Source organism: Shewanella profunda (genome assembly GCF_023283765.1).
In the GTDB taxonomy this organism is placed as follows: Bacteria; Pseudomonadota; Gammaproteobacteria; order Enterobacterales; family Shewanellaceae; genus Shewanella; species Shewanella profunda.
On record NZ_JAKILG010000030.1, the window covers coordinates 26526 to 40119 of the forward strand.

16 protein-coding genes are annotated in these 13594 nt (G+C 45.2%); 9 read left to right on the top strand and 7 right to left on the bottom strand.

Going from position 1 to position 13594, the window contains the following annotated elements:
- Window positions 1-9: 9 nt before the first annotated feature.
- From lptB to L2744_RS14160, 5 genes are read right to left on the bottom strand one after another with little or no spacing between them, the layout of a single operon-like run.
- Entirely contained in the window at window positions 10-741 is a 732-nt protein-coding gene (gene lptB / locus L2744_RS14140) for an LPS export ABC transporter ATP-binding protein (protein ID WP_248992519.1), read from the bottom strand.
- Window positions 738-1292, bottom strand: coding sequence for a lipopolysaccharide transport periplasmic protein LptA (gene lptA, locus L2744_RS14145; RefSeq protein WP_248992520.1), 555 nt, complete (start codon window positions 1290-1292; stop codon window positions 738-740). Before lptA ends, lptB begins: the two co-directional genes overlap by 4 nt.
- Entirely contained in the window at window positions 1279-1839 is a 561-nt protein-coding gene (gene lptC / locus L2744_RS14150) for an LPS export ABC transporter periplasmic protein LptC (protein ID WP_248992521.1), read from the bottom strand. Before lptC ends, lptA begins: the two co-directional genes overlap by 14 nt.
- The gene (gene kdsC, locus L2744_RS14155) at window positions 1836-2387 is read right to left on the bottom strand and encodes a 3-deoxy-manno-octulosonate-8-phosphatase KdsC (RefSeq protein ID WP_248992522.1); all 552 of its coding nucleotides are present in this window, start codon (window positions 2385-2387) and stop codon (window positions 1836-1838) included. The genes lptC and kdsC overlap by 4 nt, the downstream gene beginning before the upstream one ends.
- Complete coding sequence (locus tag L2744_RS14160) at window positions 2387-3364, bottom strand: KpsF/GutQ family sugar-phosphate isomerase (RefSeq protein ID WP_248992523.1); 978 nt, start codon at window positions 3362-3364, stop codon at window positions 2387-2389. The genes kdsC and L2744_RS14160 overlap by 1 nt, the downstream gene beginning before the upstream one ends.
- A 668-nt stretch (window positions 3365-4032) precedes the next feature.
- On the opposite strand from L2744_RS14160, the gene mlaF reads away from it, so the two are divergent.
- The 7 genes from mlaF to murA are packed head-to-tail and all read left to right on the top strand — an operon-like array spanning window position 4033 to window position 8679.
- Window positions 4033-4866, top strand: a complete 834-nt coding sequence (mlaF, locus tag L2744_RS14165) for a phospholipid ABC transporter ATP-binding protein MlaF (RefSeq protein WP_248992524.1) — start codon at window positions 4033-4035, stop codon at window positions 4864-4866.
- The gene (gene mlaE / locus L2744_RS14170; protein WP_248992525.1) at window positions 4863-5648 is read left to right on the top strand and encodes a lipid asymmetry maintenance ABC transporter permease subunit MlaE; all 786 of its coding nucleotides are present in this window, start codon (window positions 4863-4865) and stop codon (window positions 5646-5648) included. Before mlaF ends, mlaE begins: the two co-directional genes overlap by 4 nt.
- A gap of 56 nt (window positions 5649-5704) precedes the next feature.
- Window positions 5705-6178 (top strand): outer membrane lipid asymmetry maintenance protein MlaD, encoded by a 474-nt coding sequence (gene mlaD, locus L2744_RS14175; protein ID WP_248992526.1) that lies wholly within the window; start codon window positions 5705-5707, stop codon window positions 6176-6178.
- An 11-nt stretch (window positions 6179-6189) separates the two neighbouring features.
- Window positions 6190-6852, top strand: a complete 663-nt coding sequence (locus L2744_RS14180; RefSeq protein WP_248992527.1) for an MlaC/ttg2D family ABC transporter substrate-binding protein — start codon at window positions 6190-6192, stop codon at window positions 6850-6852.
- The gene (locus tag L2744_RS14185) at window positions 6849-7133 is read left to right on the top strand and encodes an STAS domain-containing protein (protein ID WP_248992528.1); all 285 of its coding nucleotides are present in this window, start codon (window positions 6849-6851) and stop codon (window positions 7131-7133) included. Before L2744_RS14180 ends, L2744_RS14185 begins: the two co-directional genes overlap by 4 nt.
- Window positions 7134-7152: 19 nt before the next feature.
- Window positions 7153-7410, top strand: coding sequence for a BolA family protein (locus L2744_RS14190; RefSeq protein ID WP_248992529.1), 258 nt, complete (start codon window positions 7153-7155; stop codon window positions 7408-7410).
- A 9-nt stretch (window positions 7411-7419) separates the two neighbouring features.
- Entirely contained in the window at window positions 7420-8679 is a 1260-nt protein-coding gene (gene murA, locus L2744_RS14195) for a UDP-N-acetylglucosamine 1-carboxyvinyltransferase (protein ID WP_248992530.1), read from the top strand.
- A 94-nt stretch (window positions 8680-8773) separates the two neighbouring features.
- Here murA and degS read toward each other — a convergent pair whose 3' ends face one another.
- Together degS and degQ are read right to left on the bottom strand one after the other, a co-directional pair.
- Window positions 8774-9856 (bottom strand): outer membrane-stress sensor serine endopeptidase DegS, encoded by a 1083-nt coding sequence (gene degS / locus L2744_RS14200; RefSeq protein WP_248992531.1) that lies wholly within the window; start codon window positions 9854-9856, stop codon window positions 8774-8776.
- A gap of 127 nt (window positions 9857-9983) precedes the next feature.
- Window positions 9984-11339 (bottom strand): Do family serine endopeptidase DegQ, encoded by a 1356-nt coding sequence (gene degQ / locus L2744_RS14205; RefSeq protein WP_248992532.1) that lies wholly within the window; start codon window positions 11337-11339, stop codon window positions 9984-9986.
- A gap of 417 nt (window positions 11340-11756) precedes the next feature.
- Between degQ and zapE the strand changes: the two genes are divergently transcribed.
- Both zapE and rplM read left to right on the top strand, forming a co-directional pair.
- Window positions 11757-12869 (top strand): cell division protein ZapE, encoded by a 1113-nt coding sequence (gene zapE, locus L2744_RS14210; protein WP_248992533.1) that lies wholly within the window; start codon window positions 11757-11759, stop codon window positions 12867-12869.
- Between the two features lie 288 nt (window positions 12870-13157).
- Window positions 13158-13586 (top strand): 50S ribosomal protein L13, encoded by a 429-nt coding sequence (gene rplM / locus L2744_RS14215; protein WP_007650458.1) that lies wholly within the window; start codon window positions 13158-13160, stop codon window positions 13584-13586.
- Window positions 13587-13594: the final 8 nt, after the last annotated feature.

Consider the following 13594-nt stretch of genomic DNA (forward strand, 5'->3'; position numbering starts at 1 on the left):
CTGGAGTAACTATAGCCTGAATTGTTCACCTAAGTACACAGCCCTAACTTGCTGATTGTCTAAGATCTCTGCCGGCGTGCCTTCTGCGATTAGGTTTCCATGGCTTACTATGTAGGCATGTTCACAGACGTCTAATGTTTCACGTACATTGTGGTCTGTGATGAGTACGCCTAGGCCACGACTCTTAAGTTGTTCGATAATTTTTTTGATATCGATGACGGAAATCGGATCAACACCTGCGAAGGGTTCGTCGAGTAAAATAAACTTAGGATTGGCCGCGAGGGCACGGGCAATTTCGACTCGGCGACGTTCACCACCCGAAAGTGACATACCATGGCTATCGCGAATGTGGGTGATATGGAATTCTTCAAGCAGATGTTCCAGTTCTTCTTCCCGCTCTTCGTTTTTAAGCTCTTTACGGGTTTGTAATACGGCCATGATATTGTCATGGACTGTGAGTTTACGGAAGATACTGGCTTCCTGCGGTAAGTAACCTATCCCTTTGCGTGCACGAAGGTGCATAGGGTCTGCGGTCAAATCATCATCGTCGATAAAGATATGACCTTTATCACTTTTTACTAGACCGACGACCATGTAAAAGGTCGTCGTTTTACCGGCACCATTTGGGCCGAGCAAGCCGACGACTTGGCCTGTCTTTACTGTCAAACTGACGTCTTTAACGACCTGACGGTTCTTGTAGCTCTTAGCGAGATTTTGTGCTCTTAGGGTGATTTGGGTCATTGAGAATCCTGCTCTTTCACAGGTTTATCCGCTGGTGGCTGGGTTTTGGGATCATCCTGATAGCTTTCGGGTTGGATGATAGTGATCACGCGGTCATCGCCGCTTCCCGTACTTTCTGCTATCAGTTTTTGTTGAATGATGTTGTAACGAATTAGGTTACCTGTCACTTGGCTTCCTGCTTGGTCCAAGGAGGCTGAACCCGTGAGTGTTAAGGTTCTTGTCGCCATGTCGTAACGGATTTCTTTAGCGCTGGCTGAAGCGGGGCGCCCATCATCTAATATTTGCGTATAAGTCGCAGGGTTACCCGTTGCTACTAGCGTTTTACTGGTTTCACCATCGGCAGAAAAGGCGCGCAGCTGAGCTGCTTGGATTTTGATTGAGCCTTGTGTGACTTCCACCGGACCGAAGAAGATGATCTGGTTGTTCTTTATGTCTGCGGTTTGGCTAACGGCTTTAATTTTAACCTGCTGCTGTAGGTCAGCGACTTTTGCAAAGGCGCCCATGCTCATTATCAGCATTAAGCTGGCAAGTAATATCTTATTTTGCTTCATAGGTTCCTACTACCTGGCTGGTCAATTGCACTTCCTGCGCGTTAAGGTCGGCATAAAGGCCTTGCCCTTGGATATTGAAATCTTTCCCTGTGACGTAAATGGTACGGTCAGAGGTCATTATCATAGTGTTAAGATCGACTTCTAAGAAACTAGTGGATAGGCTTTGTATCGGTTCTTCCGAGCTAATGGCATCGATAATAACATTATTTTCTAATACAACCTTACCGGTTTTTTTATTCAGTTGTCCCAGATCTGCGCTGATCTGCCATTGTGCTTTACCTTGGTCAGGATAGACAAGGTATACCGGTTGGGTGAAGTAGGTTTGACTCTTTAGTTCATAGTGTTCCATGTGTTTTGCTGTGACACTGCTATTCACTTGACCTCGTTCATTGAATTCGATGCTGCGCAGATCTTCGATAACGTAATCGGGACTGTCTTGGTTATTCAAACTACTATCTGTTTCGCCACCACGCTTTTGCTGCACTTGCCAGTAGAGGATAAGTGCAGTGCCAAAAAAGGCGATGATAGCGAGGGTCACACGACTCATATGCTCATCCCATGGGCCGAAGTGAACTTGTTTTGGCTGAGTAGCAGCAGATCGGTTAATTCCCGTAGTGCGCCATGCCCCCCGTTGAGGTTGGTCACAAAGTGCGCCTGTTGACGGACATAGGGATGACCATCAGCTACACATACGGCTAAACCTACCGCGCTCATCACGGGGAGATCAACAATATCATCCCCGATATATGCCACTTCTTCTGGCGTGACATTATAGAGGGAGAGCAGGGTTTGATAAGGCTCGAATTTATTATCGACACCTTGATAAATATGGGTAATACCGAGTGCTGTCATGCGATGTTCAACGATTTTTGATTGGCGACCAGTGATGACTGCCATATTAAAACCGCTGGTGAGTAGCGAGCGAACACCGTAACCATCACGGGTATGAAACGCTTTGAGTTCTTCACCTGCATTACTTAAATAAATGCGTCCGTCAGAAAATACGCCATCAACATCACAGATAAGCAGTTTTATTTTCTGTGCTCTTTGCCAAACATCATCGCTGATGGGGCCGTAAAATCCTTGCTGTGGCATTAAATAACTCCCGCTTTAACCAGATCGAGCATATTAAGCGCACCGATAGGATGGTGCTCTTTGTTTATCACGATCAGGCCATTAATATTTCTAGAATCCATCACTTGCAGTGCTTGAGCGGCAAGTGCGCTATCGGTAATTGTGACGCAGTTTCGGGTCATAACATCGGCAATCGGTGTTGTACGCAGATTGACTTCTGCATCAATAACACGACGTAAATCACCATCGGTGAAAATGCCAACCAACTTATGTTGCTCATCGATAACCGCCGTCATACCTAAGCCTTTTTTGGAGATTTCATAGAGGGCTTCGGTGATACAAATATCGTGACTCACTCGTGGTAAGTCGTTACCGCAGTGCATAACATCACTAACTCTCAATAGCAATTTTCGACCAAGCGCGCCACCAGGATGCGACATTGCAAAATCTTCGCGGGTAAAACCTTTAGCTTGTAGTAGGGCGATAGCTATTGCATCGCCCATCACGAGTGTTGCCGTTGTGCTGGAGGTCGGTGCAAGTCCAAGTGGGCAGGCTTCTTCTGGCACTTCTATGCATAAATGGACCTTAGCTAGACGCGCCATCGTGGAATCAGGTTTACCCGTCATGGCAATGACGGGGATAGCTTTTCGCTGAATGACGGGCATTAAGGCGAGGATTTCACTGGATTCGCCCGAGTTCGATATCGCTAAAATAATATCATTGTCGGACAATACACCAAGGTCACCATGGCTCGCTTCTCCAGGATGCACAAAAAATGCCGGAGTGCCTGTGCTTGCTAGTGTAGCTGAAATCTTATTGCCTATATGACCTGATTTGCCCATGCCCATAACAATAACCTTACCAGAGCAGTTGAGGATCAGTTCGCAGGCCTGTACAAATTCAATTGAATCAACATATTGATAAAGATTGTCGAGGGCTAACTTTTCAATGTCAATAACTTTGCAGCCCCATTGGCGCAATTGTGATTGGTCTACCATGTCTATCTCTCTTCTAGCATTGTCTTTGTCGCCCCATGGATGGGATTGGAATAGCACAATTTGGTACGCGATAAAGATGATAAATAAAAGGGCATCCTGCCAAGGTTATGTCGTTCTTTAGGCTACTTTACTGATGGCCTTTGTTTTTTAGGTTCAGTTTTGGGTCACTTTTGCCAACGTCACTACTTTTACCAATATCACCGCCATTAGCTAGTGTTAACGGCTGAACTCGTCAAGTTGGTGCTGGGCTAATAGGCCAGAATAGCGTGTTTAGTGCTTGAATGTCTTGAGCAATGTCATCGTCTTTACAGTTTATTTTAATGGTTTTATTTTGTAGAGGAGGACACTTGGTCCCTTTCCCTCTAAAATGTGGCAAGTAAGGTAGGGTTGTTTAACCCTCATTCTTAATTGACCTGATTATCATTTAGCAATTGCTTAAAATAATCCCATCATTTTATTAACTTGTTCAAAAAGCCTATGTAACAGTTTTAGGTTGAAATAAAAACTTAGCGCGCATTTTCGCTGGAAATAAGGCAAATTGAAAGTATCGTAGGGCGATAGTGTCGATTCTGTTGTAGGTTAAAGCGCAATTACGTACAATTTGCGGCTCTTCGATTGGTCTGTCGAAAAAACTCAGATCACCTCTTTTTCAAATATCGGAATCAAGCATGACTCAAGAACAAACGCCGCTGGTTGAGGTCCGTAATTTGGGGTTTAGCCGCGGACAGCGTGTCATATATGAAGATATTAGCCTGTCTATTCCTCGGGGCAAGGTGACTGCCATCATGGGCCCGAGTGGGATTGGTAAAACCACACTATTAAAGCTGATCGGTGGCCAATTAATACCCAATCACGGGCAAGTGCTGTTTGATGGACACGATGTGCACACTGTGAGCCGTAATGAGCTATTTGCGTTGCGTAAACGCATGAGCATGTTGTTTCAAAGTGGCGCCTTATTTACTGATATCAATGTGTTCGATAACGTTGCCTTTGCTTTACGTGAGCATTCGGGATTACCTGAAGAAATTATTCGTACTATCGTATTGATGAAGCTTGAAGCGGTAGGCCTTAGGGGCGCCGCTCAAATGATGCCGAGCGAGTTATCTGGTGGTATGCAACGCCGTGCGGCATTAGCTCGTGCTATTGCCCTTGAGCCTGAAATGGTTATGTATGATGAACCTTTTGCTGGGCAAGACCCCATTTCTATGGGGGTGTTAGTAAAGCTTATCCGTGAGTTATCGGATGCGTTGAACTTAACTTCAATCGTCGTATCCCATGATGTGGGAGAGGTGCTAGGTATTGCTGATTATGTGTATGTCGTTGCCGATAAAAAAGTGATCGCACATGGTACGCCTGAGCAGCTTAAATACGCAGATAATCCACAGCTTAAGCAATTTATTCAGGGGGCGCCTGATGGCCCTGTGCCGTTCCATTATCCGGCATCTGACTATAAACAAGAGTTATTGCAGGGCAAGACAATGGCAAAAGGAGTTCGCAAGTGAGTGTGACTGACAGTATTGCCAATTTGGGACGTGGTGCTATTGACATTGTGCAGGGCTATGGCCGTGCAGGGGTGATGTTATGGGGTGCTATTTTCCGCTGGCCGCGGGTGCGTAAAGGGTTTCCGTTGTTGGTGCGTCAGATTTATGTGGTCGGCGTACAATCTATGGTCATCATCTTGGTTTCTGGTCTTTTTATTGGCATGGTTTTAGCGCTGCAGGGCTATAACATCCTTGTGGATTTTGGGACCGAAGAAAGCTTAGGCCCTATGGTCGCTTTGAGTTTGCTGCGAGAACTTGGCCCAGTCGTCACCGCTTTGTTATTTGCAGGGCGTGCTGGCTCTGCACTGACGGCTGAAATTGGTTTAATGAAGAGCACTGAGCAGCTCTCAAGTCTAGAAATGATGGCTATCGATCCGCTTAGACAGATCATTGCACCACGTTTTTGGGCGGGTGTAATCAGCATGCCATTGTTGGCCTTGATGTTTACCGCCATTGGGATTTACGGCGGTCATATCGTCGGGGTGGAATGGAAAGGGATTGACAGTGGTGCGTTTTGGTCGATTCTACAAGCGTCGGTTGAATGGCGGCAGGATATAGTTAACTGCTTGATCAAAAGTAGTGTGTTTGCCGTAGTGGTGACTTGGATTGCGTTATATCGTGGTTACCAAGTGATCCCAAATCCTGAAGGGATCAGCCAAGCAACGACGTCGACTGTAGTGCAGTCGAGCCTCGCCGTACTGGCACTAGATTTTTTACTAACAGCCCTGATGTTTGGCAGCTAATGGATTATTGTGCCGTTAGACACAGTTTAGATGGATTAAGAGAGTGGTAACTGAGTATGTTGACACGAAAAATTGAATTGTTAGTGGGTGTATTTCTTTTAACCGGTTTAGCCGCCTTTTTGGTATTAGTATTTAATGTTGCCAATATCGAAGTCAAAACCAGTGATAGCAGTTATACCCTAACGGCAAATTTCACTAACATTGGTGGCCTTAAAGTGCGCTCGCCAGTGAAAGTGGGTGGCGTGGTCGTTGGGCGAGTCAGTAATATTGACCTTGACCCAGTTAAATTGGTCGCGGTAGTAACGATTGTGATGGATAAACGTTATGATAAATTTCCAGAAACCAGTAGCTTATCTATTCTCACTTCTGGTTTGTTGGGGGAGCAGTTCCTTGGCCTAACGCCAGGATTTATGGATGACGACATCGTTATGCTCAAGGATGGCGATAAAATTGATGATACACGCTCTGCCTTAGTGTTAGAGGAGCTGATTGGTCAGTTCTTATATAGTATGGGTTCAAAGGATAAATAGGGGTTACCACTATGTTTAAAAGCTTATCTCGCTTTTTACTGCCGTTAGTTATGGCCTTCACTGCAGCCAGCGCACTTGCTGCAGATGCCACGGTTAATACTATGGATCCATATGCCATGGTGAAATCCGTTGCCAATAAAACCTTCGATCGTTTCCATAAAGATAAAGCTTTGATCGATGCCGATACGGATTATCTGAAAGTGATCGTCCATGATGAATTAATGCCTTACGTTGATTATAAATATGCCTCTTACAAAGTGTTGGGTCAGTATCTTAAGGATTCGACCGAAGAGCAGCGTAACCGCTTTGTTGATGCTTTTGAGGGCTATTTAGTGACGACCTATGCACAGGCATTTACTGAATATACAAATCAGAAAGTTGAATTCTCCCCCAGTATTGATTTCAGCAATGAGAAAATTGTTGATGTGAATGTACAGATCATCGAGGCAGGACGTCCGCCGATCAAACTCTTGTTTAAAGTGCGTCGTTTAAAGGACGATTCATGGAAGGCGTTCGATTTAGTGGCCGAAGGCGTGAGTTTACTGTCATCTAAACAATCTGAAATTTCTAACCTTATTCGTCAACAGGGTATCGATCCTGTCATTAAGATGCTCGAAGAACGCACTAAAGACAAAGTGACCAAGCAGACTAAATCAGGGAAATCGCAGTCGTGATTGAATTTGTGCAACAGGGCACTGTTTGTCATCTCAAAGGACGCCTATCACAAACTCAAGTGATAGAGTTATGGCCACAAAGACACAGTTTGCTTAGTCAGCAAACACAGGTGTTATCTTTGTCTGGGCTCGAATACAGTGATAGCGCAGGCGTGGCTTTTTTATTGGCCTTGGTCAGAGAGCATGGAACCCCTCTTTCGCTGAGCTCCGCTTCGCAGCAACTGAAAAAATTGATTGATTTATATGATTTACAGTCCTTCTTCTCTGAAGAGGTGATTTGAACACAAGGTACTAGATTCCATGGAATGCAGCTTAATAGAACAAATTTTACGTGATGCGTTAAAACTTGAAGAAGTTCACGCAAGCTCCGATGGTAGCCATTATAAAGTGATCGCTGTGGGGGAGTGCTTCGATGGTATGAGCCGTGTTAAACAGCAACAAGCCATTTATGCACCACTGACGGCACACATTGCCAGCGGTGAATTACATGCATTAACGATTAAAACTTTCACGCCGACTCAATGGAAACGCGAAAAAGTTTTCAACATGCCTAGCTAGTGAGGAAAAGTGGATAAACTAACAATTCAGGCAAGCCCCCCGCTTGCCGGTGATGTGATCATTTCTGGCGCAAAAAATGCGGCGCTGCCTATTCTGATGGCTGGCGTATTAGCTGAAACTGACTTTGTGATTTCTAACGTGCCCAATCTTCGCGATGTGAGCACAAGTTGCAAATTATTACGTTGTCTGGGCGCCGAAGTGACAGAGCTTGGCGACGGACAGATCCGCATTTCTACCACTAATCTGAATGAGTTTTGTGCTCCTTACGATCTAGTGAAAACCATGCGCGCTTCTATCTTGATCTTAGGGCCGTTATTGGCTCGCTACGGCACTGCGGATGTTTCTTTACCCGGTGGTTGCGCCATTGGTGCAAGACCCGTGAATCTACACTTACATGGCCTCGAAATGATGGGCGCCAAGATTGAAGTGAAAGAAGGTTATATTAAAGCTCGTGTCGATGGACGTCTTAAAGGCGCACATATCTTTATGGACATGGTGAGTGTAGGCGCAACAGAAAACTTACTGATGGCTGCAGCATTAGCCGATGGTGAAACCGTGATTGAAAACGCGGCTCGCGAGCCAGAAGTTATCGATCTTGCCAATTGCTTAATTGCAATGGGTGCAAAAATCACTGGTGTAGGCAGTGCGACATTGCGTATCCAAGGTGTTGAGCGTTTACAAGGCTGCCATTACCGCGTCATGCCTGACCGTATTGAAACCGGTTCATTCTTGGTTGCAGCAGCAGTGACCCGTGGGCGTATTCGTTGTTTAAAAGCCGATCCGGCATCACTTGAGTCGGTTATCGCTAAGCTTGAAGATGCTGGCGCTAAGATCACCACAGGTAGTGATTGGATTGAGCTAGATATGCAAGGTAAGCGCCCAAAGGCGGTGAATATTAAGACTGCTCCATACCCCGGTTTCCCAACGGATATGCAGGCGCAGTTTTGTGTACTCAATGCCTTAGCTCAAGGTACTGCAACTATTACCGAGACTATTTTTGAAAACCGCTTTATGCACGTGCCTGAACTTATTCGTATGGGCGCAACCATGGAACTTGAAGGTAATACCTGCATCATCCAAGGGATTGAATCTTTAAGTGGTGCTCAAGTAATGGCGACGGATTTACGTGCGTCAGCGAGTCTAGTGATTGCAGGTTTAGTTGCCGAAGGTCAAACCATTGTTGACCGTATCTATCATTTAGACCGTGGTTATGAGCATATTGAGCAAAAATTCCAAGGGTTAGGTGCGCATGTTGAGCGTATTCAGTAATTGGAATTCAGCGATGAGTGCCATTTGAACCTATTAAAAAACCAGCTAAATTAGCTGGTTTTTTGTTTTCTACCGTATTGATAGGTTTGTCGATTTAGTTCTCAACCACAACCTTTTCATCAATCACCACGGGCAGCTCCTGCGGCTTGCCTTGGCGTAACACCGTCATCATCACTTTTTTGCCAGGTGTGGTCTCGGCAATACGGTCCATCAACATTTCTACTCCGGGTACATCTTCGCCATCGTATTTAATGATCACGTCCCTTGGCATCAGCTGTGCGCGTGCTGCGGGACCATTAGGATCGATCCCCGTCACTAATACGCCACGTAGGTCGGGAAGATTAAGGATTTGCGCTACAACTGGGTTAATCGGCTCACCCGAAATCCCCAGTGCACCACGGATGACTCGGCCATTTTTAATGAGTTTGCCCATAATACTGTGGGCTAATTTAATCGGGATCGCGAAGTTAATCCCGTGACCACCGCCTTCTTCACCCACTTGGAATGCGGCTGTGTTAATGCCAATGAGGCTACCGTTAGTATCAATGAGCGCGCCACCGGAGTTACCGGCATTAATGGCAGCATCTGTCTGTAAAAAATCTAAATAACCAGAGCTTAAGCCGTTACGCCCTGTGGCACTGATAATGCCCTGAGTAATAGTTTGACCTAAATTGTATGGATTACCTATGGCGAGTACGACATCACCTACCTGAGGTGGACTATCGAGATTGACGGGCACAATCGGCAAGTTATCCCCTTCAATTTTAAGAACCGATAAATCGGTTTCAGGATCAAAGCCCACCACTTCAGAGGTAAATTTACGTCCATCTTGTAGAGCGACTACAATCTCATCAGCTTTTTTAATGACATGATAATTAGTAAGAATGTAACCTTCTTTACTCATTATCACCCCAGAACCTAGACCTTGGAGCGAGCCTGAATTGAGTGGGCGACCCTTATCGATACTGAGACTATAGATATTCACAACGGCGGGGGCTGCGCGGCGAACCGCTTTGGAAAAGGAAAGTTCCACCGTACTATTGGCGCGGGTTTGAAGTAGTGTATTCCCGAGATTGTTACTATCGAAATAACGGGTTACCAACAAAAACATTGCCGCCATGATAAGACCGAAAAGGATTGCTTTACCAAGATACAACAGAGTGTCTTTTATAGTCATGGCAGGATAAATATTGAAAAAGGTGAGTTAGATTAACATGTTTAGCTAGGTAAAGCATAGGGAGCGAAGGCTCCCTATGCTGATCTGGGTCTGAAAAATAGCTGATTTTTCAGTCACTATTTACCCGTTAACGTAGAACTAAATATAACATGCTCTTATCGCGTAGGATCTTCAGGGCAACGGCGCCTTCTTGATCTTTAAGTTGTGCTTTTAGTGTTTTTAGATCTTTGATTGCCGTGCGGTTAATTCCCACAATGATATCGCCTTTTTGTAAGCCACTCATTGCTGCGGGTGAACCTTGAGCAACATCAGCAATAGTAACGCCGCCCTTACTTGAGTTTTCTAAGGAGGCTCCTTGTAGCATTGGATGCACAGCTCCTGCCGCAGAATCGCTTGTTTGGCTTGCTTCACCTAAAGTGACTTTAACTGTTTCCTTATCACCATCGCGAATGATCCCTAACTCTACTTTTGCACCAGCCCCCATAGTGGCGACCTTAGCACGCAGCTCTTGGAAGGACTTTATGCCTCGCCCATCGACACTTACAATAATGTCGCCCGCTTTTAGCCCTGCTTTTTCTGCAGCGCTACCTGCTGTGACTTCATTAATAAAACCACCGTGCTGCGTATCTAAACCAAAACCTTGGGCGAGTTGGCTATCGAGATCGCGGCCTGAAATTCCAAGCACACCACGGCGCACTTCACCATGCTCGGCAATTTGTGCAACTAAGTTTTTCACCATGTTGGCAGGGATAGCAAAACCAATACCGACGTTACCGCCGCCCGGCGCCACGATAGCCGTGTTAATACCAATCAATTCGCCGTTAAGATTAACGAGAGCACCACCAGAGTTACCGCTATTAATCGCCGCATCGGTTTGAATAAAGTTTTCAAGCATTTCAATCCCTAGGCCACTACGACCTAACGCACTGACAATGCCTGATGTGACAGTCTGCCCTAAACCGAAGGGGTTACCAATGGCAACGGCAAAGTCACCTACGCGTAAGTCATCAGAGTTTGACGACTTAATGGCGACGAGATTTTTTGCCTCAATTTGCAACAGGGCAATATCAGACTCAGAGTCAGTACCAATTAACTTGGCTTTTACTTCACGGCCATCGTGTAGGCCAACTTGGATGTCATCCGCACCATCAATCACATGGTTATTGGTGACGATATAGCCTTTGTCTGCATCAATAATGACGCCGGAGCCTAAACCTCTAAAAGGACGTTCTTGAACTTGTTCTTGCGGCGCATTAGGGCCGAAGAAGTAACGGAAGACGTCAGGTACCCTTTGTTTAGAAACATGGGTCCCCGTCACAGCCACAGAAACCACCGCGGGAGTCGTGCGCTCAAGCATAGGCGCAAGACTTGGAATCGATTGTCCATCAACAGTTTGTGGAATAGCGGCCTGTGAGATAGCGGGCATCATAGTCAGGGTCGCGGCTAACATTGCGGCTGAAAGTACAGATAGTTTTGTTTTCATCTATTCATAACTCCAAATAAGGGTTCAAAGATCTGGCTTTAATGCGCTGTAATATGCGCTCCAGATCGAATCTGTATCGGTACTGGCTATTTGCCTAGGTAACCATTCGGACACGCACCTATTTGAAAAAGTTCATTAATATTAACAAAGGTTAATTTCGTTAAGCTGGTTTTATGAGCTTTTTCTGTTTGTTACTTAGGTGAAAGCTATGGTCGAAAGATGTACTTTTCAAGGGGAAAGGTGAATCAAATCTATAGACTTAATGGTTACCGCTTAACTCTATTTCAACCGTTTGTCTGCTCCCTTGCTGTTTTACGCATTGAAGACTATATCACACCCAGTTTAAATATATCCTGGGTCATATTTGCCGTGCTAATATCGTCACAGTTTTATTAAAGGATAGAAGAGAATCAAACAGTGCCTCAGTTAAGCCCTTGGCAGCATTACCAAAAAGATCTTACTCGTGATGGTTTTTCCCATGATCCGGCCCAAGAAGTGGCGGTTAAGGCATTGCAACGTGTATATGAGGACTTAACCACAGCCGAAGCAGATACTTCTATCGTCGGTAAATTGTTTACGGCTTTAGGTCTAAAATCCGCTCCTGTGGGCACAAAAGGACTCTATCTTTGGGGCGGCGTTGGCCGTGGTAAAACCTATTTGATGGACACGTTTTTTGATGCACTGCCTAGCGATAAAAAACTCCGAGCTCACTTCCACCGTTTTATGCACCAGTTGCATTTAGATCTGGATGAGCTTAAGGGCGTTCGTGATCCATTGATCGTCATTGCCAAACAGATGGCCGCTAAATATCGAGTGATTTGTTTTGACGAGTTTTTCGTTTCCGATATTACCGACGCTATGCTACTAGGCACTTTATTCCAAGCATTATTTAAAGAAGGAGTTGTATTAGTCGCGACGTCGAATATTATTCCCGATGATCTATATAAAAATGGCTTACAGCGTGCCCGTTTCCTGCCGGCAATCGCCTTGATCAATCAACATTGTGAAGTGCTTAATGTGGATTCTGGGATTGACTATCGTTTACGCACGTTAGAGCAAGCGGAAATTTATCATTACCCGTTAGATGCACAGGCAGATAAAAATCTGCTGCATTACTTTTCCCAACTAGCCCCTGAGGCTGTGGTATCCACTGAAGCAATTGAAATTGAAGGGCGTGTCATTCCTATTCGCCAACAAGCACAAAGCGTGTTATTTATTGATTTCAGAGCTCTTTGTGATGGACCGCGTAGTCAACGCGATTATATGGAACTGGCACGGATTTATCATACTGTGCTTGTGAGTGGCATAGAACAAATGGGTGCATTTTTAACGGGTGATGATATCGCTAGACGTTTTTTAGCTATGGTGGATGAGTTTTACGAGCGCAATGTGAAGCTCATTGTATCCGCTCAAGTGCCACTCGAAGATATCTACGCCGATGGTTTGCTTACTTTCGAATTTAGACGCTGCCGATCACGCCTTATTGAGATGCAATCCCACGATTATTTAAAAACAGAACACTTGCCGTAACCCTGTGGGCAAGTGTTTTGCGATCATTTTCGCCTTAAATCAACAGAGGCTTGTTAATCCTTAGGATGATGAGCCATGTTGAGCGAAATTTTATGATTTTTGTCAAAATATCAGGTGATTTTTAACTCAGCTTTGTCTATACTCCGCCACCTGCCCACGTTACTCCGCCAATTGGGCGGAAGTTGTAAGCCGAATTAAGTACTCGAAGGGGTACCGAAAGGCAATTTTGTGTTGTTTGCAAATGCAAGCGGCATGTGAGACAGAAATTAACTTTGGGTTTTTGTAATAATGAAGACTTTTACTGCTACACCAGAAACTGTAACTCGTGACTGGTTCGTCGTTGATGCCGACGGCAAAACTTTAGGTCGTATCGCTACTGAAATTGCTACCCGTTTACGTGGAAAGCATAAGCCAGAATACACTCCTCATGTTGACACCGGTGATTACATCATCGTTATCAACGCTGAAAAAGTGACTGTTACTGGTAACAAAGCGAAAGGCAAAACGTACTACTCGCATTCAGGCTTCCCTGGTGGCATTAAGCAAATCAGCTTTGAAAAGCTGCAAGCGCATAAGCCAGAAATGATCATCGAGAAGGCAGTTAAGGGTATGTTACCAAAAGGTCCTCTGGGCCGTGCCATGTTCCGTAAACTGAAAGTTTACGCTGGCGCAGAACATAACCACGCTGCACAACAACCTCAAGTTCTTGATATCTAAACGGGATT